Here is a 21,391-nt window from a genome sequence, read left to right on the forward strand (position 1 = left end):
CGGCCATGCCCGAAATGCTCTCAACCGACGCTGATCTCGACCGCATGCCAACGGACCAGGACCTCGCTCGGCTGCAATTCACCACTCTTTTGTACTATCTCCAATGCACAAACCCGGACAACGGCCTGGTGCGCGACAAGACAGAACCGAACGCCCCGGCAAGCATCGCGGCGATCGGCATGACGTTGGCGACCATCCCCGTGGTTGTAGAACGCGGCGTCCTCATCCGCGAATTTGCGGCAAAGATCACCCGCAATCGCTTGAGATACCTGATGGCATGCCCGCAGGGGCCGGAGCCGGATTCATCCGGCTACAAAGGGTTTTTTTATCACTTCCTAGACATCGAAACTGGGCGCCGGGTTTGGCAATGCGAGTTGTCGACAATCGACTCGGCTTTCCTGTTCGCAGGTGCCTTGACCGTTGCCACCTACTTTGATGGCGACACGGCCGCTGAGGCTGAAATCCGCCAGCTCGCGATGGCGCTTTACGAGCGTGCCGACTGGAATTGGGCCTGCGATGGCGGTGCAACTTTAACGCATGGCTGGCGTCCAGAGAGTGGCTTCATCCCCTATCGGTGGCGTGGCTATGATGAAGGCCTGCTGCTCTACATCATTGGTCTGGGATCCCCAACTCACCCTTTGCCGCCCGAGTGCTATGCCGCCTACACCGAAACCTACGAATGGCGGAATATCTACGGCCGCGAGTTGTTGTATTCAGGACCGCTTTTTACCCATCAACTGTCGCACATGTGGATAGACTTTCGAGGCATCCGCGATGCGTTCATGCGCCACCATGACACCGACTATTTCGAAAACAGTCGGCATGCGACATATATCCAGCAACAATACGCAATCCGCAACCCGATGAACTTTGTAGGGTATGGCGAACATTGTTGGGGGTTCACCGCATGCGACGGCCCGGGTTGGGGCAAGCGGACGATAGCTGGGGTCGATCGGGAGTTCTTCGACTACGTTGCCCGCGGGGCTCCTTTCGGACCTGACGATGGGACTATCGCGCCATGGGTCGTTGTCGCCTCGCTGCCGTTCGCGCCGGAGATTGTCGTGCCAACTGTCCGCAACTTTGCGCGGATGAAGCTCGGTATGACGCGGCTTTACGGCTTCAAACCGTCGTTTAACCAGACATATGCGGTGGAAAATAGTCAAGCCGGATGGTGGGTAAGCCCTTATCACTTCGGCATCGACCAAGGACCGGTGGTGCTGATGATCGAAAACTATCGGACCGGCTTGCTCTGGAACATCATGCGCCAATGCAAGCCCATCGTGACCGGGTTGAGACGTGCGGGATTTTCAGGGGGCTGGCTTTAGATTGGATGCCGCTTGGATTCTATCGCCTCACGCCCGCGGATGCCAACTCTCGCCTTCGTTGTCAATTGGTATCTTCCGGGAATGCGAAGGCGAGCTGGATTACTTCAACTTGGCGGGATCAAGGGGTCGGCGGCTGTTTTGTTCGCCGCATGCTCAGTCGACAATATGATAGCCGCCGTCCACATAGAGCTCCTACCCAGTGATTGGGCGCGCGGCGCTTCTCGGGCCGAAAGGGTTGATCATGCGCATTACATCGGTTTCAGGGTGCTATTATGAGTGCAAGCGTGTGGCGGGCGATCATCAGTTCCTCATCCGTCGGCAGGACGTAGAGCGCGACGCGGCTCGCAGAAGTGGAAATGAGCACCGCGCCCGCTTCGTTGGCCGCGGGATCGAGTTCGGCTCCCAGCCAGGCAAGCCGTTCGGCGATGCGAGCGCGGATTGGCGGCGAATTCTCCCCGACGCCAGCCGTAAAGACGAAAGCGTCAAGACCTCCAAGCGCGGCGGCAAGCATGCCGGCACTGAGCGCACAGCGATGGACGAAGTGATTGATGGCGAGGGCCGCACGCGGGTCATCGCTGGCAAGAAGATCGCGCATGTCGGCCGAAATGCCTGACAGCCCCTTCAGACCGGACGCCCTGTAGAGAAGGTCCGTAACCTCCCCCATGGTCATGCCTCTGTGATCGAGCAGGTATAGCACGATGCCGGGATCCATCTGGCCCGGGCGGGTGCTCATCGGCAAGCCATCGAGTGCCGTGAAGCCCATCGTAGTCTCAAGGCTGCGTCCGTCCATCAGCGCGCACATGGACGCACCGCTGCCGAGGTGGGCAACTATGATGCGTCCACCGGCGATTCCGGGCGCGACTTCGGCCAACCGCTCGGCAATGTATTCGTAGGACAGGCCATGAAAGCCGTATCGTCGTACTCCGTGCTCGTAGTAGTCCCAGGGCAAGGCGTAGCAATCCGTATGCGGGGCGTGGCCGCGATGGAAAGCGGTGTCGAAACAGGCGACCTGCGGCACATCCGGATTGATTTCCATCGCGAGGCGGATCGGCGCGAGGTTGTTCGGCTGATGCAGCGGAGCAAGCTCCTGGAAAGTCGCAAGCTTGTCGAGTGTGTCGCGGTCTATGAGGATCGGTTTCGCATAGTCCGGGCCGCCATGAACGACGCGATGACCAGTGGCACGGAGCGTGAAACCCTTAAGGGTTAGCAACCACGCACGGATTTCAGCGATTGCCGCCGGCAGGTGGTCGACTACCTCTGGCGCATATCGACGATCAACCAGGACCGTTCCGTCGGCGGCGCTCGCCGCGAGACGGGGCCGTACTCCGATGCCATCCATCTGGCCGCGAATGCCGCATTTGGGGCCGGTGTCGGCGATCTCGAAGATCTGGAACTTTAGGCTTGACGAGCCGGCGTTGACGACAAGGATCGCGTCCATGGTTCAGGCCGTCACTTGTGTCACACGCCGCCGGGCGGCGGAAAGGATCACCACACGGGGCTGACCGAGCCCGACCGTCGTCCAGAGGTCGATTGCATTCTGCACGATGTCGCGTTTAACATCGAGGTCGGGAGAGATGTTGATCGCCGCGTCGGTGATGAAGAGCGTGTCGGCGTGGCCAGGCACATCCATCACGAAGATATGGCTGACGCGGCGTTCGGTGCGCAGGCCGGTGGCGGAGGCCGTGGCGTCGCGCATCAGTTTGTCCGTATGGAGGCTGCCCTTCATGAGGAACTCGCCCTTTCCCTCTCGTACCAGGACGACTGCCTTCGCCGCAGCGGCGTGGCTATTTGGAACGTCGACGATTTCGTGGTCTTTCAGATTAAGCCCATTCTCCGCGGCCACCGTCTGAATTTTTGCGGCGGGCTCCACCAGGACCGGTACGATCAGTCTGCTTTCGGCGTCAAGCGCGCCCCGCAATGACGGCTCGTCGTGGGAATGCGCCACGATCGTGCCAGCAGGCGCAGCCTCCCGTGCAGCGGCAATCAGTCGGTCGTATTTTGACTGTTCAGGTTTGGTCGTGGAAAAGTCCGTCATTGGGAAGCTCCCTCTGTTTCGATCAGGATGCGTTGCGAACGCGAGCGCTCTTGCTTGCCGGTCCGCGGACTGGGTTGCTGCCGAATTCCTCCTTGCCGAGGCTGAACAGCTCGGCCACACGCTCGAGGCGATCGGCTGCCGCCGGCCTGCAACGCCCGACGACACCAGCAGCTCGCGCAGGGCCTCGAAGGCCTTTCGGCGCTCGTCCATGTCCGCCGGCAGGAGTGCCGGAATTGTCCCAAGGACCCGGGCTCGTCGATCAAGAGGACGAAATACTGTTCTCGCATCATCGTCTTGAACCCAGCCAGCGTCAATCGACCTGCGCTGGCACGACTTTCGTAGCCGAGGCGCAAGGGGTGGGGATGCCGCATCGGCCACCGGCGGCGTAATGGCCGCCCGGACGGCTGGCTAGGCAAAGACGCGGTAGTTCGCGAGATTGATCTCCGAAAGTCGGGCCGCAGCGGCGGAGCGATGTTCGTCCTCGATCTCATTGCCGGCGGCCCTACGGGCATGCGTGTTTGCCAGCGGCTTCCAATAAGCAATCGATCCAGTGACTCGATTGCCCGCCGAGCGGGCTGCTCCACGAGGAGCGTTTTGATTTTTGGAGGGAAAGATTGGTTGCGGGGGCCCGAAGCCACTGAGACTCGTAACTTCGGCGGAACAGCCGGTGTTATTTGGAAGAAATTTCCCACTACGCCGTAACAAAACGTCGGTACCGACCGGCTCAAGCCATTTACCTATGGAACAATAAAATCGGTACGGCGCTATCGAAAGCGCGCGCTTCGCAAGCGACCTCCGCCACATCCGGACCGACCCGGTCTTGCTCCGCCAATGACAATAATCTTGTGAAAAATCCGATTTTAGGGCACAATTTTTGAACGCATCGGAAGTTGCGGCGCAATCTCAAATCCGGCCGTCTCGCGCCGGGTAGCAGTTCGCGTCGGAGGGTCGGCGTCGATGGATCAGGGGTTCTTTCTTCTGTTCGCTACGGTGTCCGTGATCACCGCCTTGACGCTGGTCTTGGCCCGGAATCCGGTTCACAGCGCATTGGCGTTGATGGCGTGCTTCCTGCAGATATCGGCAATCTTCGTCTTGCTCGAGGCCCCGCTGCTCGCGGTCATCCAGATCTTTGTCTATGTCGGCGCGATTATGGTCCTGTTCGTCTTCGTGATCATGATGATCGATGTGCGCGAAGCGGTCTTGCAACGGTTCTTGCCGGGCGGCAACATGGCGGCTCTGGTGTTGCTCGTCCTGCTTGGGATCGAGATGGTTGCGCTGGTGCTCTGGAGCGGCCGCTTTTCGCTCACGCAGCCCGTCACCGTGCGCGGTGGCGATCAGGTCAGGCAGCTCAGCACAACGCTGTTCGCCGACTATCTCCTGCCGTTTGAAGTTGCGTCCGTCATCCTGCTGGCCGCCCTGATCGGGGCCATCGTGCTGGCGCAGAAGGAGCAGCGGTGATGGTTCCGCTCTGGTGGTATATTTTGCTCGGAGTGGCGCTGTTCGTGATCGGAGCGGCGGGCGTGCTGCTCAGGCGCAACATTCTGGTCGTGCTGATGTCGCTGGAGCTGTTGCTCAACTCGGTCAACATCAATTTCATCGCTTTCGGGCGTTACTACGCCGATTTCCGCGGTCAGATTTTCGCGATCTTCGTCATCGCAATCACCGCGGCGGAGGTTGCCGTCGCCCTCGGAATCCTGGTCGCCCTCGTGAGGAACAAATCTACCCTCAAGGTCGACGACGTGACCATGATGAAAGGATAGAGGCTTGGACCCGGTGGTATCGATCCGGCCGCTACTTGCCGTCGCCGTCGCGGGCCTGGCGGCCCTTGCAGTTCTTCTCCTGAACAACCGCGAGAAACTCCGCGATATCGTCTCGCCATTGGCGGCAATCGCCATGTTCGCAATTGTCGTCTCGATGGCGCCCACGGTGCTGGCGGGCGGGACGGTCGAATTGCGCCTGTTTGAGGTTCTGCCGGGGATTGACTTGGCTTTCCGGGTCGATGCGCTCGGCATGGTGTTTGCCACCGTCTCGTCGCTGCTGTGGATTGTCGCGGCGATCTATTCCATCGGCTACATGCGGCACTTGAACGAGCATGCGCAGACCCGGTTCTTCGCCTGCTTTGCCGCCAGTCTCGCGGCAGCGGTCGGAGGCGCCTTCGCCGCCAATCTGTTCACGCTGGTGATCTTCTACGAGATGCTCACCCTCGTTACCTATCCGCTCGTTTACCACCACGAAGACGAAGAGGGATGGACGGGCAGCCGCAAGTACCTGGTCTATTTGATGGGAGCGTCAAAGAGCGTGCTTCTCGCCGCGCTGGCGCTGACCTACCACATTGCGGGATCGCTCGACTTTGTCACGGGGGGCCTGCTGGCAGGGAGCGATGCTTCGGTGGCGCTGCTGACAGTCGTCTATTTCTGCTACCTCTTCGGCTTCGCCAAGGCTGCGGTGATGCCGATGCACGCATGGCTGCCTGCCGCGATGGTGGCGCCGACACCGGTCAGTGCGCTCCTGCATGCCGTGGCCGTGGTCAAGATGGGCGTGTTTTGCGTGCTGCGGTTGGTGTTCCATGTGTTCGGCACGGGGCTGGTGGACGGGCTAGGACTGGGCATCGCCACGGCCTATCTGGTCTCGTTCACGATTCTGATGGCGTCGGTCTACGCCCTGACGCGGGACGACCTGAAGGCGCGGCTCGCCTATTCGACGGTCAGCCAACTCTCCTACATCGTGCTGGGCGCGGTTCTGCTCTCGCCGGTCGCGATGGTCGGCGGGATCATCCACATCGCGGCGCATGCATTCTCAAAGATCACACTGTTTTTCTGCGCCGGGTCGATCTATTGCGCGTCTGGCAAGCGCAACATCAGCGACATGGCTGGTATCGGCCGCCGGTTGCCCTGGACGATGGGGGCGTTCTTCGTCGGCTCACTCAGCATGATCGGCGTGCCACCGACTGCGGGGTTCGTGAGCAAGTGGTATCTGGCGCGAGGCGCGGTGGAGGCGGGGGAAATCGCGTTCCTGATCGTGCTCCTAGCGAGTTCGGTCCTCAACGCCGCTTATTTCCTGCCGGTCAGCTATGTCGCCTTTTTCGGGACGGAGGCGCAAGGGAGCCCGGCAACGGTCCGTGAAATTCCGATGGTGACGATCCCGCTAGTTGCGACCGCCATCCTGTCGGTGGCGATGGGCATCTTCCCCGACTATTTCGTCGCCTTGGCGGAAGGAGTTGTCAGGTGATAAAGCGGTTGGTCGATTTCTTTGGCGACGGAAAGTATGCGACCGAACGGCGTCGGCTTTTCTATCTGGTGCTCGTCCTGATCGTCATCGCCGACTTCCTGGTGCCGCGCGAACACGCCGAATACCCGTGGGACCGTCTGCCGGGCTGGTCGGCCGTCTACGGCTTCTTATCCTGCGTGCTGCTGATTTTCGTTTCCAAGTTCCTCGGCCATCGGGCTGGGCTCATGCGGCGCGAGGACTATTATGACTGACTTCGTCCATCCCGCCCTGCTGTTCATTCTCGGTGCCCTGCCGATCCCCTTTCTGAACGGGTCGATCCGCAAGGCCTATCTGCTGCTGATCCCGATACTTGCGATCCTCACCGTGCTCACGATGCAGTCAGGCAGCTACGGCGCGGCATCGTTCATCGGGCAGGAAATCCTCATCGCGAAGGTCGACAAGCTGAGCATCGTCTTCGCAACGGTCTTCACCATTATGGCGCTGATCGGAACGGTCTATGCTCTGCACCTGACGCGCCCCGGCCAGCATGTCGCTGCGTTCGTCTATGTCGGCAGCGCGCTTGGCGTGGTTTTCGCCGGCGACTACCTGACCTTATACCTGTTCTGGGAAGGCATGGCGTTTGCCTCTGCCTATCTGGTTTTCGCCCAGGGCGGCCGACAGGCGATCGCCGCCGGGTTCCGGTATCTCATGGTCCATATCACTGGCGGCGTCGTCCTACTTGGCGGCGTCATTCTCTACGGGCTCTCGACTGGCTCGCTGCTCTTCGGCCCGATCGCAGGCGAGATGGGCGTCGGCGCTTACCTGATCCTTGCCGGGTTCATGCTCAACGCCGCTGTGCCGCCGCTCAACGCCTGGCTGACCGACGCTTACCCGGAGGCGACTGTCACCGGCGCGGTGTTCATGAGCGCCTTCACCACCAAGACCGCCGTCTATGTGCTGGCTCGGGCGTTTCCGGGAACTGAACTTCTCGTTTGGCTCGGCACCGCGATGGCGCTCTACGGCGTCGTCTACGCGGTGCTGGAGAACGACTGCCGGCGGCTACTGGCCTATCACATCGTTAGCCAGGTGGGCTACATGGTGGCGGGCGTCGGCATCGGCACCGAGATGGCGGTGAACGGGGCCACCAGTCATGCCTTCGCACATATCCTCTACAAGGCGCTCTTGTTCATGGGTGCTGGGGCGGTGATTTACGTCACCGGCCGGCGCAAGCTCACCGAGCTTGGTGGGCTCTACAAGACCATGCCGGTGACCGTGGCGCTCTACATGGTTGGCGCTTTCGCGATTTCGGCATTTCCATTCTTCTCGGGCTTCGTCACCAAGTCGATGGTGCTGGCCGCCGCCGGACAGGATCACCGCGCTGTGATGGTGCTCGCGATGACGATGGCGTCGGCGGGGACGTTCCTGCACACCGGACTGAAGCTGCCGTACTACATGTTCTTTGGCACCGACCGTGGGCTGGAGGCGCGGGAGCCGCCCCGCAACATGCTGGTTGCGATGGGCATGGCGGCGGTGCTCTGCATCGCGATCGGGGTGTTCCCTCAGCCGCTTTACGATCTTCTGCCCTATCCGGTGGACTACGAACCTTACACCGGCGTCCATGTCACCGAGAGCCTTGGCGTGCTGATGTTCACCGCCTTGGGTTTTGTCATATTCCTCAGGGCGCTCGACCCCGAGAACACGATCAGCATCGACACCGATTGGTTCTACCGCAAGGGCGCACGGGTCTTCATGTGGATCGCCGGAAAACCGCTGGCGCGCTACGAGAAGGCGGTGAGCGACGTGTCCGAGACTGCTGTGTTGCCTTTCCTGCATGGGGCGGCGCGAATGGGACTGCGGATCGATGTCACCGGCGTTGACGCCGTCGTGAACGGCGTCGCCCGCTCGATCCTGCGCGGCGGCGGGCGGCTCCGGCGGCTCCAGACCGGCGTCGTGACCCATTACGCGCTGGCGATGATCGCTGGTGTGATCGCAGCCGCCGTGGTCTTCGCCGTGGTATGGCGGTAGGGGGCGCGATGGGATTGCCGCTTCTGAGCTTCATAATTTTCACGCCCGTCGCCGGGGCAGCGGTTCTGATGTTTCTCCGCGGCGACGATGCGGTGCGCTGGACAGCGCTGGGTGTCACAATCCTTGACCTCGCCCTCTGCATCGCCATGCTGGCCGGATTCGACACCACGACCCACGAGATGCAGTTCACAGAGAAGCGCCCTTGGGTGCCCGCGCTCGGGATCACTTATGCGCTTGGTATCGACGGGATAAGCGCGCTCTTCGTGTTCCTGACCGCGTTGCTGGGTTCGATCTGTGTGCTCGCCTCGTGGGTTGCGATCGACCGCAAGGTCAAGGCGTTCATGGTCAGTCTGCTCTCCATGCAGGCGCTGATGCTGGGGGTGTTCTGCGCGCTCGACCTGTTCTTGTTCTACGTTTTCTGGGAAGCGATGCTGATCCCGATGTACCTGATCATCGGCGTCTGGGGTGGCGAAGGCCGGATCTATGCGGCGTTCAAGTTCTTCCTCTACACGCTGGCGGGCAGCCTCCTGTTCCTCATCGGTGTCATCGTGCTCTATTTCAACGGCGGCGAGACCTTCGACATCCTCGCGCTGACAGCGCAGGATTTGCCGTTCCCGGTCCAGTCCTGGCTGTTCTTCGCCTTCCTGATCGCCTTCGCCGTCAAAGTGCCGATGGTGCCGGTCCATACCTGGCTGCCGGACGCCCATGTACAAGCGCCGACCGCGGGCAGCATCATCCTCGCGGGCGTACTCCTGAAGATGGGCGCCTATGGGTTCCTGCGGTTCTCGCTGCCGATGCTGCCGGAGGCGTCGGTATATTATTCGACACTGATGCTTTCGCTTTCAGCGCTTGCGATCGTCTATGGCGGGTTGCTCGCGCTGGCACAGGACGATCTGAAGAAACTGGTGGCCTATTCCAGCATCAGCCACATGGGCTTCGTGACCATGGGGATTTTTGCGCTGAACCTCCGCGGACTCCAAGGAGGTATCCTGCAAATGTTCAATCATGGCGTGACGACGGGCGCCCTGTTCCTGTTCGTCGGCTTGATTTACGAGCGGACCCATACCCGCAGCATCGCTGATTATGGCGGGCTGATGAAGGCAGCACCCGTCTATACCGCGTTTCTTGCGCTGTTCACTCTGTCGTCGATGGCGCTGCCGGGAACAAATTCGTTCGTCGGCGAATTGCTGGTCCTGTCGGGCGGGTTTGCGGCCAACCTGGCCATCGGCGCGGCCGCCGTTTTGGGCGCGTTGCTTGGCGCGGCCTATCTGCTTGGCATGTATAGGAAAGTCGCGCTTGGTCCGGCCAGCGTCGGCGTCCGGTTCAAGATACGCGACGTGAACGCCCGCGAGCTGGCAGCGACCCTGCCGCTGGCCGTGTTAGTGCTGTGGGTCGGGCTCTATCCGAAACCCTTTCTCGGCATCATCGACGTCTCGGTGAAGCATCTGCTGGCTCAGGTGCACGATAAGGGGAGCGGCCCATGACCGCCGCAGCACTTTTCCAGTCGGCTCTCGCAAGCCTGCCCGAGATCGTGGTGATCACTGGAGCCTGCATCCTGCTGATCCTGGGACAGCTTGTGCGCAGGGGGCAGGAATATTTCCTGGTCTGGGCTTCCGTCGCGATCGTGCTGATTGCCGCCTTGGCGACACTCATTCTTTCGAGCGAGGTGCGGCCGGCCTATACGGGCATGTTCGTCGCCGACCGCTTCGCGGTCTTCTTCAAGTTCGTGTTCTACCTGGCCACCATCCTGACATTCCTCCTTTCGCGAAAATATGCGGATATCGAGGGGATCGGGAGCAGCGAATACTATGTCCTGCTGCTCTTTGCGCTTTCGGGAATGATGATCATGGCCTCGGCGACCGATCTCCTCTCGATCTATGTGGGCCTCGAACTGATGGTGCTCTGCACCTATGTGCTGACCGGATTCCTGCGGCGAGAGCGGCGGTCAAACGAAGCGGCGCTGAAATACGTGATCCTTGGCGAGGTCTCGACCGGGATTTTCCTTTACGGCGTTTCGCTGGTCTACGGGCTCACCGGTACGACGCAGCTGGACAGGATGGCTGCGGCGGTCACCGGCGATCCGCTCGATCCCGGATTGCTGCTGGCGGTGGTCTTCATCGTCGCGGGGCTGGTCTTCAAGGTCGGCGCGGTGCCGTTCCATATGTGGTTGCCGGACGTCTATGAAGGCGCGCCGACGACGATCACCGCCTTCATGTCAGTCGGCCCCAAGGCGGCGGGGTTCGCAGTGATCCTGCGGGTGTTCCTCAACCCGCTGGTAGCAGCCTCGGACGTTTGGATCATCGTCGCGGTCATTGCCGTGGTCACGATGGCGCTCGGCAGTTTCGTGGCGCTGGTGCAGGATAATTTTAAGCGGCTCCTCGCTTATTCCAGCATCGCCCATGCCGGGTTCGCCCTTTTCGGCGTGGTGGCCGGCGGTGCCGACGGGATCGCCAGCGTGATGCTCTACCTGCTGATATACTCTTTGATGAATCTCGGCATTTTCGCCACTGTCATCATGATGCGGAACGGCAATTTCTCGGGCGAGGTTATCGAAGACTACTCGGGTTTCGCCAAGTCCCGTCCCGGGCTCGCGCTTCTGATGCTGCTCTATCTGTTCTCGCTCGCCGGCATTCCGCCAACGGCCGGGTTCTTCGCCAAGTTCTACGTGCTGGTGGCGCTCGTCGAGCGAGGGTTCGTCATGCTGGCGGTGATCGCAGTGCTGCTGAGTGCTGTTGCCGCCTACTTTTATATCCGCATCGTCATGGTGATCTACATGCGCGAGCCGGAAAGGACGTTCGACCCGGCGCTGACGCCCTTGGTGCGCGCGACGCTCGCCTTCACTGCTGCGGGCACCATCGGCATCGGCCTGTTTCCCGCCTGGTTTTTAAGACTTGCCCAGCATTCCGTGTTGGCGGCTGACCGATTGAATTTGCAATGATCTGTCCGACGGAATAAACTCAAAGTTCAAGAAAGGATTGCCCAAGTTGCTTCCCGGGGCGACTGCATTACGGTCCTGAACAGGACGGTCGCGGCCTGAGGAAAGCACTCAGTGGGTAACCGGTGCAGTGCGATATGGCTGCGATGGAATTCTTGCCGGTTCTTTTTATGATCGTCGGAGTCGTTCTGGTGACGGGCGCGACGCTTTTTGTCTCTTCGCTGCTGCGTCCGTCCAATCCCTATCCCGAAAAGAACATGCCCTATGAGTGCGGCATGGACGCCGCGGGTGAGGCCGCCGCGGGGCGCTTCAGAGTGCCGTTCTTTATCCTTGCGATCCTGCTGGTCGTCTTCGATGTCGAGACGATGTTCCTCTTTCCCTGGGCCGCCGTCCTGAAAGACATCGGGCTGGTCGGCTTTGTCGAGATGTTCGTCTTCATAGTGCTGCTTCTTGTGGGCTTCGCCTATGCCTGGCTGAAGGGAGCACTCGAATGGGAGGCGTAAACAACGCGATCCGCGACAGCGTGCTGTTCACCACGGCCGAGAGCGTTATCAACTGGAGCCGGAGCTCGGCGCTGTGGCCCGAGACCTTCGGAATTGCCTGCTGCGCCATCGAGATGATCTCGGCGGGGTGCGCCCGCTATGATCTCGACCGGTTCGGCGTGGTGTTCCGGCCTTCGCCGCGCCAGTCCGATGTGATGATCATCGCCGGCACAGTAACGCGGAAGTTCGCGCCCGTGGTGCGCCGCCTCTATGACCAGATGCCGGAGCCCCGCTGGGTCATCGCCATGGGCACCTGCGCTATCTCGGGCGGGGTCTACAATACCTATGCCGTGGTGCAGGGAGCGGAAACCTTCGTGCCGGTGGACGTGCATGTGCCCGGCTGCCCGCCGCGGCCCGAGGCGCTGATGCATGGATTCCTGCTACTTCAGGAGAAGATCAAAAAATCCCGAGCACTGGCCGGGACTCCTCTGGGTCGGGTTGCAGCGTCATGAGTGTGGAGACGCCCCTCATCCGCACTACGATCACGGAGCGTTTCGGCGAGGCAATCCACGATCTTGGCTTCGCGCATGGTGTACATGCCTTCGCCGCTCCGCCTGGCATGATCGTCGAGCTTTGCCGGTTTCTGAAGGAACACCCGGCGTTGCGGTTCAACTTCCTGTCGGACATCTGCGGGGTCGATCATTATCCTGAGATGCCACGCTACGAGACGGTGTACCACCTCTATTCGCTACCGAACAAATTGCGCGTTCGCATCAAATGCCGCCTCGCCGATCCGCCGCGGGTCCCGTCGGTGACGGGGATCTGGCGAACCGCCAATTGGCATGAGCGCGAAGCCTGGGATATGTACGGGATCAGGTTCGAGGGCCACCCCGATTTGCGCCGGATCTACATGTGGGAAGGGTTCGAGGGCTTCCCACAGCGCAAGGATTTTCCGCTCCGTGGCTACAAAGACAAGCTGAACCCGTTTGGCGCCGAAGGCACGCCACCGACGCAGCCCGACCTCGCCACCAAGAACATTCCATAAGGGAGGCCGCTCCACGCCGGGAACTTAAAATGACCGAAGTCACCGAACTGATCAGGCCGCAAGGCGAAGCGTTCGACACCAAGGAGGTGCTTCTCAATCTCGGCCCCCAGCACCCCAGCACGCATGGGGTTCTTCGGCTCGTCCTGGAATTGGACGGCGAGTACGTCAAGCGCGTGGACCCACACATCGGCTACCTCCATCGCGGCACCGAAAAACTGGCGGAGAGCTTCACCTATACCCAGATTTTTCCGCTCACCGACCGGCTCGACTACCTCTGTCCACCGTCGAACAACCTCGCCTTCGCGCTGGCGGTGGAGAAACTCCTCGGCATAGAAGCACCGATCCGCGCACAATATATCCGCGTGATGATGGCCGAGCTGGCGCGGATCTCCGGCCATGTCTTGATCACCGGCGCGCTGCCGATGGACCTCGGCGCCATGACCGCCTTGCTTTACGCCATGCGGGAGCGCGAAATGATCATGGACCTCCTGGAAATGATCAGCGGTGCACGCATGCACACGTCCTTCTGCAGGGTTGGCGGAGTGCGCGAGGACCTGCCTGACGGTTTCCTTGCCAAGATCAGGGAGTTCTGCGACATCTTCCCGAACCGGATCCGCGACTATGAGCGGTTGCTCGAAAACAACCGGGTGTTCCTGAAGCGCACGCAGGGGATCGGCGTGATCTCCGCCGAGGACGCCATCGATCTTGGCCTGAGCGGTCCGAACCTGCGCGCTTCGGGCGTCGACTGGGACATCCGTCGCGACGAGCCCTATGAGATCTATGACCGGCTCGACTTCAACGTCATCACGCGCGACGAGGGCGACTGCTATGCGCGCTGGCAATGTCGGGTCGAGGAAATGCGCGAGAGCGTCCGGATCATCGAGCAATGCCTCGACCAGATGCCCGAGGGGCCGTTCCAGATCGACATGCCAACAATCGCCTTCCCGGTGGACAAGGACAAGGTGCATTGCTCGATGGAAGCACTGATCCAGCATTTCGACCTGTCGGCCTATGGCTTCAAGGTGCCGAAGGGCGAGGTCTATTCGGCGATCGAGGCGCCAAAGGGCGAGCTTGGGTTCTATATCATCAGCGACGGGTCGCCAAAACCATTCCGCATGAAGGTGCGGGCACCCTCGTTCGTCAACCTTCAGGGACTGTTCGGGGTGACCAACGCCCGCTATCTGGCGGACATGATCGCCGTGCTCGGCAGTCTCGACCCAGTGATGGCGGAGGTGGACAAGTAGCAGGGATTTGAATGCAATGACCATGCGCGAAAGGATAAAAGAGGCAGCGGCGCGGTATCCCGACCAGCGCTCGGCGATTATGCCCGCGCTTCTGATCGCGCAGAGGGAGCATGGCCATCTGCCTGGTCAGGTGCTGGAAGAAGTCGCCGACATTCTCGGAGTCGAACGGATCTGGGTCTACGAGCTGGCGACCTTTTATACGCTCTTCCATACCGAGCCGGTGGGCATGTTCCACCTGCAACTCTGTGACAATGTTTCCTGCATGCTGTGCGGAGCCGAGGACCTGCTGAAGCATCTGGAAACGGCGCTGGCGATCAGGAAGGGCGACACCACGCCGGACGGGCTGTTCACGCTTTCCTCCGTCGAGTGCCTCGGTGCCTGCGAGATGGCTCCGGTGATGCAGGTCGGCGACGATTACCATGGTGCCCTTGATGTCGCGCGGATAGATGCACTTTTGGACAACCTGCGGGCTACGACGGAACGGGTCGCGAGCATCAAGCCCTCTGCGCGACCGCAGGGAGAGTAGCGCTATGTTCGAGCCGGTTCTCCTCAAGAATGTCGCCGTGCCGGACAGTCACCTGCTGTCGACCTACGAGGCTGGCGGCGGCTACCAGGCACTGGCGAAGGCGCTGCGCGAATACACGCCTGACGAGGTCGTTAACCTCGTCAAACAGTCCAACCTGCGCGGTCGCGGCGGTGCCGGATTCCCGACGGGCATGAAATGGAGTTTCGTGCCGAAGCAGGTCGACAAGCCGAAATATCTTTGCTGCAACGCCGATGAGGGCGAGCCAGGCACCTTCAAGGACCGGATCATCATGGAGCGCGATCCGCATCAACTCATCGAGGGGCTGGCGGTAAGCGCCTATGCGATTGGGGCCAAAACCGCCTATGTCTACATCCGCGGAGAATATGTGACGGCGATCCGTCGCCTGGAGCATGCGATCGCCGAGGCACACGAAAAGGGTTATCTGGGAACGGGCATTCTGGGCTCGAATTTCGATTTCGCCGTCCACATCCACTGCGGCGCAGGCGCCTATATCTGCGGCGAGGAGACTGCGATGCTCGAGTCGCTCGAGGGCAAGCGGGCGCAGCCGCGATTGAAGCCGCCGTTTCCGGCCGTGGCCGGGCTCTATGCCAGCCCGACTGTGATCAACAATGTCGAGACGCTGGCCTGCGTGCCGCATATCGTGGCGCGGGGCGCGGACTGGTTCCGCGGCATCGGCCCGGACAAGAGCCCGGGCCCGAAGCTCTACTGCCTCAGTGGGCAGGTGCGCAAACCCGGCCTCTACGAGTTGCCGATGGGCATACCGCTGCGCGAGCTGGTCGAGGAACATGCCGGCGGGGCGTTGCCGGGACGCACGATCAAGGCGGTGATCCCGGGCGGGGTCTCAGCGCCGGTCATCCCTGAGCAAGGGCTGGACGTGAGGATGGATTTTGACTCGCTGGCTGCCGCCGGCTCGATGCTCGGTTCGGCTGGCGTTATCGTGATCGACGATAGCACCTGCATGGTCAAGGTCGCCACCAGGATCATCGAGTTCTTCCACCATGAGTCCTGCGGCAAGTGCACGCCCTGCCGGGAAGGATTGAACTGGGTCGTGAAGGTCCTGCGCCGGGTTGAAGGCGGGGATGGCGCACCCGGCGATCTGGAGCAGCTGGAGATGCTCTGCAAGGGCATTTTCGGCAATACGTTTTGTGCCTTGGGTGACGGTGCAGCGATGGGATTGCGTGCAGCACTCGCGCATTTCCGAGATGAATTCGTCGCCCATGTCGAGGAGCGGAGGTGCCCGTTTCACTGAAGAAGTGTGCTGGATCAGGGTTGTGAGGAAACCATGCTTAAAGTCACGATCGACGAACAAACGCTGGAAGTTGAAGCTGGCTCGACAGTGCTGCAGGCCGCCCAGCGTTTGGGCATCGACGTCCCGACCTTCTGCTATCTGAAGCGGCTGCCGCCGCTGGCTTCGTGCCGCATGTGCCTGGTGGAGATCGAGGGCGTGCGGCGGTTGCAGCCGTCCTGCGCCACTGCGGCCACCGATGGCATGGTCGTGCGGACGAACACGCCTCTGATCGAGGAAACGCGCTCTTCCATGCTCGACATGCTGCTCGCCAACCACCCCCTCGACTGCCCGATCTGCGACAAGGGCGGCGAATGCGAGCTTCAGGACATGGTAATGGCCTACGGGCCACGCGAAAGCCAATTCCGCGATGACAAACGTGTGTTCCACTCCGAGGACATTCGTCTGAGCCCGGTCATCATCATGAACGTCAACCGCTGCATCCAGTGCCAGCGCTGCGTCCGGATGTGTGAGGAGGTCGTCGGTGCGGTGGCGCTAGGCACCGTCGAAAAAGGCATGGATACCGCCGTCACCGGCTTCGAGGGCAGTCTGGCGAGTTGCGACCAGTGCGGCAATTGCGTCGAGGTCTGCCCGGTCGGCGCGCTGATGAGCTTCCCCTACCGCTACAAGGCGCGCCCCTGGGATCTCGTAGAGACCGACACGGTCTGCCCGCATTGTGGCACCGGTTGCCAGCTGACGGTGGGCACGCGCAAGGGCGAGTTCATGCGGGTGCGCTCGAAGTGGGACGAAGGTGTCAACCACGAAACTCTCTGCGTGCGAGGACGCTTCGGCCTCGATTTCGTTGCAAGCCGGGACCGGATCAAGCAGCCAATGATCCGTCAGGATGGCGCCCTGGTTCCGGTTTCCTGGGACGAAGCGGGGGACTATCTGCGTCGGCGACTGTTGGCCGTCGAGAGCAAGGATGCCGGCGGGCTGGCCTCGCCTCGCCTGCCCAACGAGGTGCTTTATCAGTTCCAGAAGCTGATGCGAACGGTATTCCGGACCAACAACATTGATTGTTCGTCACGCTGGGCCGCGCCCTTCGATACGCTCGGCCCGCTATTGGGAACTTTCTACAGCCGCACGCCGCTGGACGACGTAATCGGCAACGACTGCGTGCTCGTCGTCGGAGGCAATATAACCGAGGAGAACCCAGTCACCGAATACCTGCTGCGGGACGGGGCGCGGCGGCGGCAGACCGGATTGCTCATGCTATCGGCGCGGCCATCGCGTCTGGAGGCCGATGCCAGGGTGGTGGTTCGTGTGCCTCCGGGCGGAGAAGCGGCAAGCCTTGCGGCGGTGGTGGCCGGTCTTGTGGCGGCAGCTGGTCAGGCCTTGCCGGGCGGCTCTTTTGCGGACATCGACAGGCCGGCGGCGGGCGCCGGCAGTGACGGGCCGGATCGCCTGGCCGCCGCGCTCAAGGAAGGCCGCAGCGTCACCGTGCTTGTCAGCGTCGACCTCCTGAGATCACCCGAAGCGCGCGCGACGCTGCAGCAGCTCAACAACCTGCTGCACGTTCTCCGCCTGCTCGGCAAAGGCCCGGCGATGCAGTTTCTCTTCGACCGTGCCAACCAGATGGGCGCCTGGGACATGGGGGTCCTGCCGGCGGCTCTGCCGGGGCTGCGGGCGGTCGCCGATGACGCGGCGCGCGCAACTCTTGCGCGAAACTGGGGCGCCGAAATCCCGTCTGAACCCGGCGCGGATCTCGACGCCATGCTGGACCTCTGTGTCGGTGGGCGGATGGGCGCGCTCTACATCGTCGGAACCGACCCCCTGGTCGCCTATCCCGACCGGAACTTTGTGACGCGGGCGCTTGGCGCCGCCGATCTCCTGATCGTGCAGGACGCGTTCCTCACGGATACGGCGGGCATGGCCGAGGTCGTCTTGCCCGCGGCGGGCTACGGCGAGGAATCCGGAACGTTCACCAACAACGAGGGTCGGATCCAGAATGTTCGCAAATTCCGTGAGCCCGTTTTCGAGGCGCGAGGCAATCTGGCGATTGTCGACTTCGTCGCGGCGCTACGCAACCAGGCGCTGCGGCCATCGACGCAACCTGAAATTTTCGACGAGATTGCCCGGCTGGTTCCGGCCTATCAGGGGTTGACGCAGGACGGGCTTGGCGCCGACGGCGCTTTCACCAAGGCGGTGTCAACACTACCGGCTGGCATGCTCCCTGCGCCGCCGCCCGTCCCGACAGCAGCCGACCGGCTCATGCTGATCACCGGCGACTGCCTGTTCCACAACGGATATCTTTCCGAACGGTCGGACATCCTGAACACGGTCGCCAACGATCCCTATGTCGCGATGAGCGCGCAGGATACCGCGGAGCTTGGCCTTTCGGATGGCGATCAGGTAATCGTGCGTTCCGGCCAGGGCGAACTGACGGCGCAGCTCAAGGTCGACAGGCGGTTTCCCAAGGGCCTCGTCTTCGTTCCGGAAAACTATAGAGCCTTGCGTCTCAACAGCCTGCTGCGGCGGGGCGAATATCCATGCGCGGTGGAAGTTCAGAAGGCGCATGCCACTCTTGAGGTCGACCGCCCAGGCCGGATCTGGCGTGGGGTCTGAAGATTTGGGGTCGGGGCACCGCAAGGCTCCGCGGCAAGCTGCCCGCCCCGGCGTCTTCACATCGAGTTGGCGACGTCAGTGATACCTGGTCCCGCATATGTAATCCTGCAGATCCTGCTCTGTACGCTGCGCTTCGTCGAGCCTGTGTTTAACCACGTCGCCGATGCTGACCACGCCGACAACGTCGCCTCCATCCGTGACCAGTACATGGCGTGTACGCCGCTGGGTCATGATCCCCATCGCGACGGGCAGCAAATCCTGTGTCGAACACGTCGCCACATTGCGGTTCATGATGTCCGCGACCCGCTTTGCCGCCGCCTCGGCCCCGTATTCCGCCACCGCATTGCAGCAGTCCCGCTCCGACAGCGTACCGAGGTATTTGCCGTTCGATCGCCTGACGACGACGAAGCCGATATTGTTGTCTCGAAACAGCCGCAGTACCTCCACCATCGTCTGATCGGGAGCAACTGCGATGACCCCGACACCCTTGTTTTTCATGATTTCACCGACAAACATCTGAGCCTCTCTTTCCGAGCGCTTCGGTTTGACAGCTGGCGCGCGTTCATGTTCGCCGGATATTCCGCCACCAGTTGTAGCCCTGCGTCTCTTTCGTCTCGACAAGTACGTCCTTCTTCGTATTCAGGCGCGCGGCAACCACGCCGCCGCCGGTCGCCGCCTTACCCGGCTTGGCGAGCAGATCATCGCGCCCGATCACCAGGTCAGCTGAGGAAAAACTCGAGAATTCGTATTGTTGGCCAAGCGCGATCGCATCCGCCGGGCAGGCGTCCTCGCACAGCCCGCAGAACAGGCAGCGGGCCGTGTCGATCTCGAATTTGGCCGGGTGCCGCTTGCCCTTCTCGTCCTCGTAGGGGACGACTTCGATACAGTCGCAGGGACAGATCCGCGCGCAGAGTTCGCAGGCCACGCACTTGATCTCGCCCTCTTCATCACGCGTCAGGAAGTGATGCCCGCGATAGCGGGAGTAGGGCAGCCACTTTTCCTTGTCCGGATACTGCATGGTCACGGATCTGGAGAACATGTAGCCGAAGGTCAGAGCCAAGGCGCTCGCCAGATCGGCAAAGAACGCCCAACCAATCCATGTTCCAACTCTGTCCTGCGCGCGCGACATCGCCGCCTCGCTACGGAGCCGCTACGACCCCTAAAAGTACACCGGTTATAATTATGTTCGCCATTGAAAGAGGAAGCAAGACTTTCCATCCGATCGCCATCAGTTGGTCGTAGCGGTAGCGGGGGAAAGTGAAGCGGAACCAGATAAACACATAGACGAAGAACGCGATCTTCAGCACAAACCACAGGAGCGGTGGCAAGGGAATCAGAACTCCGTTCCAACCGCCGAAGAACAGGATCACCACCAGGACCGACACAAGCAATACGATGGCATATTCGCTGACCATGAAGAAGGCAAAGCGGATACCGCTGTATTCGGTATGGAACCCTGCCCCCAGATCACCCTCCGCCTCCGCCAGGTCGAAGGGAATGCGCTGCGCTTCGGCGAGCCCGGCGACGAAGAACACGAAGAATCCGACCGGTTGGTAGACGATGTTCCAGACATCGGCCTGCGCCCGCACGATCTCGAGCAGGCTCATGGATTGCGCCAGCATGACCACGCCGATGACCGCGAACCCCATCGGGATCTCGTAGCTGATCATCTGCGCGCAGGTCCTGAGGCTGCCCAGAACAGCGTACTTGCTGTTGGAGGCCCAGCCGCCGAAGATGACGCCATAGACCTCGATCCCGATCACCGAGAAAACAAAAAGGAGCGCCACATTCATGTTGGAGACGTAGAGCGTGATCTCGTGGCCGAGGACCGAGACAGTTTCGCCGAAGGGGATCGCGACGAACACCACAAAGGGCGGGGCGAGCGCCAGGATTGGCGCCAGTTTGAACAGGAACCGGTCGGCCTCGGCCGGGATGTGATCCTCTTTGGTCAGGAGCTTGATTCCGTCCGCCACCGGCTGCAACAGCCCGTGCCATCCCACGCGCATCGGCCCCATCCGCTGCTGCATGTGCCCGGCGATCTTGCGTTCCAGCCAGGTTAGCGGCAAGGGTAGCAACAGCAGGATCGCAATCATCATCGCGACCTTCAAGACGATCAGGCCAAGGGCGACGATAAGTTCCATGATCCCGGCTACTTATTCATCGGGTTGAAGCGCACGACCAGACTTTGGCTCCGGCTATACAATGAGCACTGCGCGCACTTGTCAGACTACATGGTACAACGGCGACGCACCTCATACAATGCCGTCGCAATTATGTCGTCGCTGGCTATGATGTGTCCGGGCTCAGGACGTTTTGAGACGAGTGGTTTCGCTGTGCAAGATGAAAGCTTCGCGTTTCCGCCGGTTGCATCGCGCCATCTTGCGTATCAAAACCGCCGAGGCTCTCATCGCCGCCTGATGAAAGTCCGTGGCAGGTCAGCTGGCGTCCGGGGAGCTGGACACCCAGCAGAAACGCAAAAAGCTCCTCGAGGGTTATGTCGAGGAGCTTTCTGTCAAGCGACTTGCATGGGCAAATTTGCAAGTATCGTTGGTTGCGGGGGCAGGATTTGAAGTTTCTGTCCCGCTGCGTCGGCTTCGCCTTCTTGGCGGGCCCCTGAGGAGGCGTTAAATCCTCGACCCGTTACGAGATACACAAAAGCCCGCACGAGGCGGGCCTTTGTGTATCTGGTTGCGGGG

Annotated in this window: 19 protein-coding genes and 1 pseudogene; 15 read left to right on the forward strand and 5 right to left on the reverse strand. The window is 61.3% G+C overall.

All coding sequences use genetic code 11. The features are described from left to right. Positions 1-5 precede the first annotated feature (5 nt). A complete protein-coding gene (locus AC1D2N_RS30500) occupies positions 6-1,325 on the forward strand; it encodes a glucoamylase family protein (RefSeq protein WP_165403100.1) in 1,320 nt (439 codons plus the stop codon). A 259-nt stretch (positions 1,326-1,584) separates the two neighbouring features. On the opposite strand, the gene AC1D2N_RS30505 is transcribed toward AC1D2N_RS30500, so the two are convergent. After that, a complete protein-coding gene (locus AC1D2N_RS30505) occupies positions 1,585-2,763 on the reverse strand; it encodes an acetate/propionate family kinase (protein ID WP_130653122.1) in 1,179 nt (392 codons plus the stop codon). A 36-nt stretch (positions 2,764-2,799) separates the two neighbouring features. Further along, a pseudogene (locus AC1D2N_RS30510) lies at positions 2,800-3,360 on the reverse strand (phosphate acyltransferase); the annotation flags it as partial. Between the two features lie 957 nt (positions 3,361-4,317). Here AC1D2N_RS30510 and AC1D2N_RS30515 point away from each other — a divergent pair. From AC1D2N_RS30515 to nuoG, 14 genes are all read left to right on the forward strand, one after another. Further along, positions 4,318-4,818 (forward strand): NADH-quinone oxidoreductase subunit J, encoded by a 501-nt coding sequence (locus AC1D2N_RS30515; protein WP_018446424.1) that lies wholly within the window; start codon positions 4,318-4,320, stop codon positions 4,816-4,818. Continuing rightward, positions 4,818-5,120: an NADH-quinone oxidoreductase subunit NuoK gene (gene nuoK, locus AC1D2N_RS30520; RefSeq protein ID WP_017961910.1), complete on the forward strand. Its 303-nt coding sequence runs from the start codon at positions 4,818-4,820 to the stop codon at positions 5,118-5,120. Before AC1D2N_RS30515 ends, nuoK begins: the two co-directional genes overlap by 1 nt. A gap of 4 nt (positions 5,121-5,124) precedes the next feature. Further along, complete coding sequence (locus tag AC1D2N_RS30525) at positions 5,125-6,588, forward strand: monovalent cation/H+ antiporter subunit D family protein (protein WP_112905347.1); 1,464 nt, start codon at positions 5,125-5,127, stop codon at positions 6,586-6,588. After that, positions 6,585-6,839, forward strand: a complete 255-nt coding sequence (locus AC1D2N_RS30530; protein ID WP_018243727.1) for a hypothetical protein — start codon at positions 6,585-6,587, stop codon at positions 6,837-6,839. The genes AC1D2N_RS30525 and AC1D2N_RS30530 overlap by 4 nt, the downstream gene beginning before the upstream one ends. After that, positions 6,832-8,592, forward strand: a complete 1,761-nt coding sequence (locus AC1D2N_RS30535) for a Na(+)/H(+) antiporter subunit D (RefSeq protein WP_130653124.1) — start codon at positions 6,832-6,834, stop codon at positions 8,590-8,592. The genes AC1D2N_RS30530 and AC1D2N_RS30535 overlap by 8 nt, the downstream gene beginning before the upstream one ends. Before the next feature lie 8 nt (positions 8,593-8,600). Continuing rightward, positions 8,601-10,076, forward strand: coding sequence for an NADH-quinone oxidoreductase subunit M (locus tag AC1D2N_RS30540; RefSeq protein ID WP_018446421.1), 1,476 nt, complete (start codon positions 8,601-8,603; stop codon positions 10,074-10,076). Further along, positions 10,073-11,530, forward strand: coding sequence for an NADH-quinone oxidoreductase subunit N (locus tag AC1D2N_RS30545; RefSeq protein ID WP_130653125.1), 1,458 nt, complete (start codon positions 10,073-10,075; stop codon positions 11,528-11,530). The genes AC1D2N_RS30540 and AC1D2N_RS30545 overlap by 4 nt, the downstream gene beginning before the upstream one ends. A gap of 134 nt (positions 11,531-11,664) precedes the next feature. Further along, positions 11,665-12,030, forward strand: coding sequence for an NADH-quinone oxidoreductase subunit A (locus AC1D2N_RS30550; protein WP_018243731.1), 366 nt, complete (start codon positions 11,665-11,667; stop codon positions 12,028-12,030). Beyond that, entirely contained in the window at positions 12,018-12,521 is a 504-nt protein-coding gene (locus AC1D2N_RS30555) for a NuoB/complex I 20 kDa subunit family protein (RefSeq protein ID WP_018446419.1), read from the forward strand. Before AC1D2N_RS30550 ends, AC1D2N_RS30555 begins: the two co-directional genes overlap by 13 nt. Next, positions 12,518-13,054 (forward strand): NADH-quinone oxidoreductase subunit C, encoded by a 537-nt coding sequence (locus tag AC1D2N_RS30560; protein WP_130653126.1) that lies wholly within the window; start codon positions 12,518-12,520, stop codon positions 13,052-13,054. The genes AC1D2N_RS30555 and AC1D2N_RS30560 overlap by 4 nt, the downstream gene beginning before the upstream one ends. 29 nt (positions 13,055-13,083) lie before the next feature. After that, entirely contained in the window at positions 13,084-14,298 is a 1,215-nt protein-coding gene (gene nuoD, locus AC1D2N_RS30565) for an NADH dehydrogenase (quinone) subunit D (RefSeq protein WP_130653127.1), read from the forward strand. 16 nt (positions 14,299-14,314) lie between these two features. Further along, positions 14,315-14,824 (forward strand): NADH-quinone oxidoreductase subunit NuoE, encoded by a 510-nt coding sequence (gene nuoE, locus AC1D2N_RS30570; RefSeq protein WP_130653128.1) that lies wholly within the window; start codon positions 14,315-14,317, stop codon positions 14,822-14,824. A 4-nt stretch (positions 14,825-14,828) separates the two neighbouring features. Then, on the forward strand, positions 14,829-16,094 hold the full coding sequence (gene nuoF / locus AC1D2N_RS30575) for an NADH-quinone oxidoreductase subunit NuoF (protein WP_130653129.1): 1,266 nt from the start codon (positions 14,829-14,831) through the stop codon (positions 16,092-16,094). A gap of 33 nt (positions 16,095-16,127) precedes the next feature. Next, positions 16,128-18,695: an NADH-quinone oxidoreductase subunit NuoG gene (gene nuoG / locus AC1D2N_RS30580; RefSeq protein ID WP_130653130.1), complete on the forward strand. Its 2,568-nt coding sequence runs from the start codon at positions 16,128-16,130 to the stop codon at positions 18,693-18,695. Between the two features lie 75 nt (positions 18,696-18,770). Here nuoG and AC1D2N_RS30585 read toward each other — a convergent pair whose 3' ends face one another. The 3 genes from AC1D2N_RS30585 to nuoH are packed head-to-tail and all read right to left on the reverse strand — an operon-like array spanning position 18,771 to position 20,836. Then, positions 18,771-19,211, reverse strand: coding sequence for a CBS domain-containing protein (locus AC1D2N_RS30585; protein ID WP_018243737.1), 441 nt, complete (start codon positions 19,209-19,211; stop codon positions 18,771-18,773). A 46-nt stretch (positions 19,212-19,257) separates the two neighbouring features. Next, entirely contained in the window at positions 19,258-19,824 is a 567-nt protein-coding gene (locus AC1D2N_RS30590; RefSeq protein ID WP_017961924.1) for an NADH-quinone oxidoreductase subunit I, read from the reverse strand. Between the two features lie 10 nt (positions 19,825-19,834). Next, a complete protein-coding gene (gene nuoH, locus AC1D2N_RS30595; RefSeq protein WP_130653131.1) occupies positions 19,835-20,836 on the reverse strand; it encodes an NADH-quinone oxidoreductase subunit NuoH in 1,002 nt (333 codons plus the stop codon). Between the last annotated feature and the right edge of the window lie 555 nt (positions 20,837-21,391).

It is taken from the genome of Rhizobium sp. P1_B8 (assembly GCF_056406515.1).

Coding starts and splice junctions, on each gene's coding strand:
- AC1D2N_RS30500 (WP_165403100.1), top strand. CDS start 6: ATGCCCGAAATGCTCTCAACCGACGCTGATCTCGACCGCATGCCAACG.
- AC1D2N_RS30505 (WP_130653122.1), bottom strand. CDS start 2,763: ATGGACGCGATCCTTGTCGTCAACGCCGGCTCGTCAAGCCTAAAGTTC.
- AC1D2N_RS30515 (WP_018446424.1), top strand. CDS start 4,318: ATGGATCAGGGGTTCTTTCTTCTGTTCGCTACGGTGTCCGTGATCACC.
- nuoK (WP_017961910.1), top strand. CDS start 4,818: ATGGTTCCGCTCTGGTGGTATATTTTGCTCGGAGTGGCGCTGTTCGTG.
- AC1D2N_RS30535 (WP_130653124.1), top strand. CDS start 6,832: ATGACTGACTTCGTCCATCCCGCCCTGCTGTTCATTCTCGGTGCCCTG.
- AC1D2N_RS30540 (WP_018446421.1), top strand. CDS start 8,601: ATGGGATTGCCGCTTCTGAGCTTCATAATTTTCACGCCCGTCGCCGGG.
- AC1D2N_RS30545 (WP_130653125.1), top strand. CDS start 10,073: ATGACCGCCGCAGCACTTTTCCAGTCGGCTCTCGCAAGCCTGCCCGAG.
- AC1D2N_RS30550 (WP_018243731.1), top strand. CDS start 11,665: ATGGCTGCGATGGAATTCTTGCCGGTTCTTTTTATGATCGTCGGAGTC.
- AC1D2N_RS30555 (WP_018446419.1), top strand. CDS start 12,018: ATGGGAGGCGTAAACAACGCGATCCGCGACAGCGTGCTGTTCACCACG.
- AC1D2N_RS30560 (WP_130653126.1), top strand. CDS start 12,518: ATGAGTGTGGAGACGCCCCTCATCCGCACTACGATCACGGAGCGTTTC.
- nuoD (WP_130653127.1), top strand. CDS start 13,084: ATGACCGAAGTCACCGAACTGATCAGGCCGCAAGGCGAAGCGTTCGAC.
- nuoE (WP_130653128.1), top strand. CDS start 14,315: ATGACCATGCGCGAAAGGATAAAAGAGGCAGCGGCGCGGTATCCCGAC.
- nuoF (WP_130653129.1), top strand. CDS start 14,829: ATGTTCGAGCCGGTTCTCCTCAAGAATGTCGCCGTGCCGGACAGTCAC.
- nuoG (WP_130653130.1), top strand. CDS start 16,128: ATGCTTAAAGTCACGATCGACGAACAAACGCTGGAAGTTGAAGCTGGC.
- AC1D2N_RS30585 (WP_018243737.1), bottom strand. CDS start 19,211: ATGTTTGTCGGTGAAATCATGAAAAACAAGGGTGTCGGGGTCATCGCA.
- AC1D2N_RS30590 (WP_017961924.1), bottom strand. CDS start 19,824: ATGTCGCGCGCGCAGGACAGAGTTGGAACATGGATTGGTTGGGCGTTC.
- nuoH (WP_130653131.1), bottom strand. CDS start 20,836: ATGGAACTTATCGTCGCCCTTGGCCTGATCGTCTTGAAGGTCGCGATG.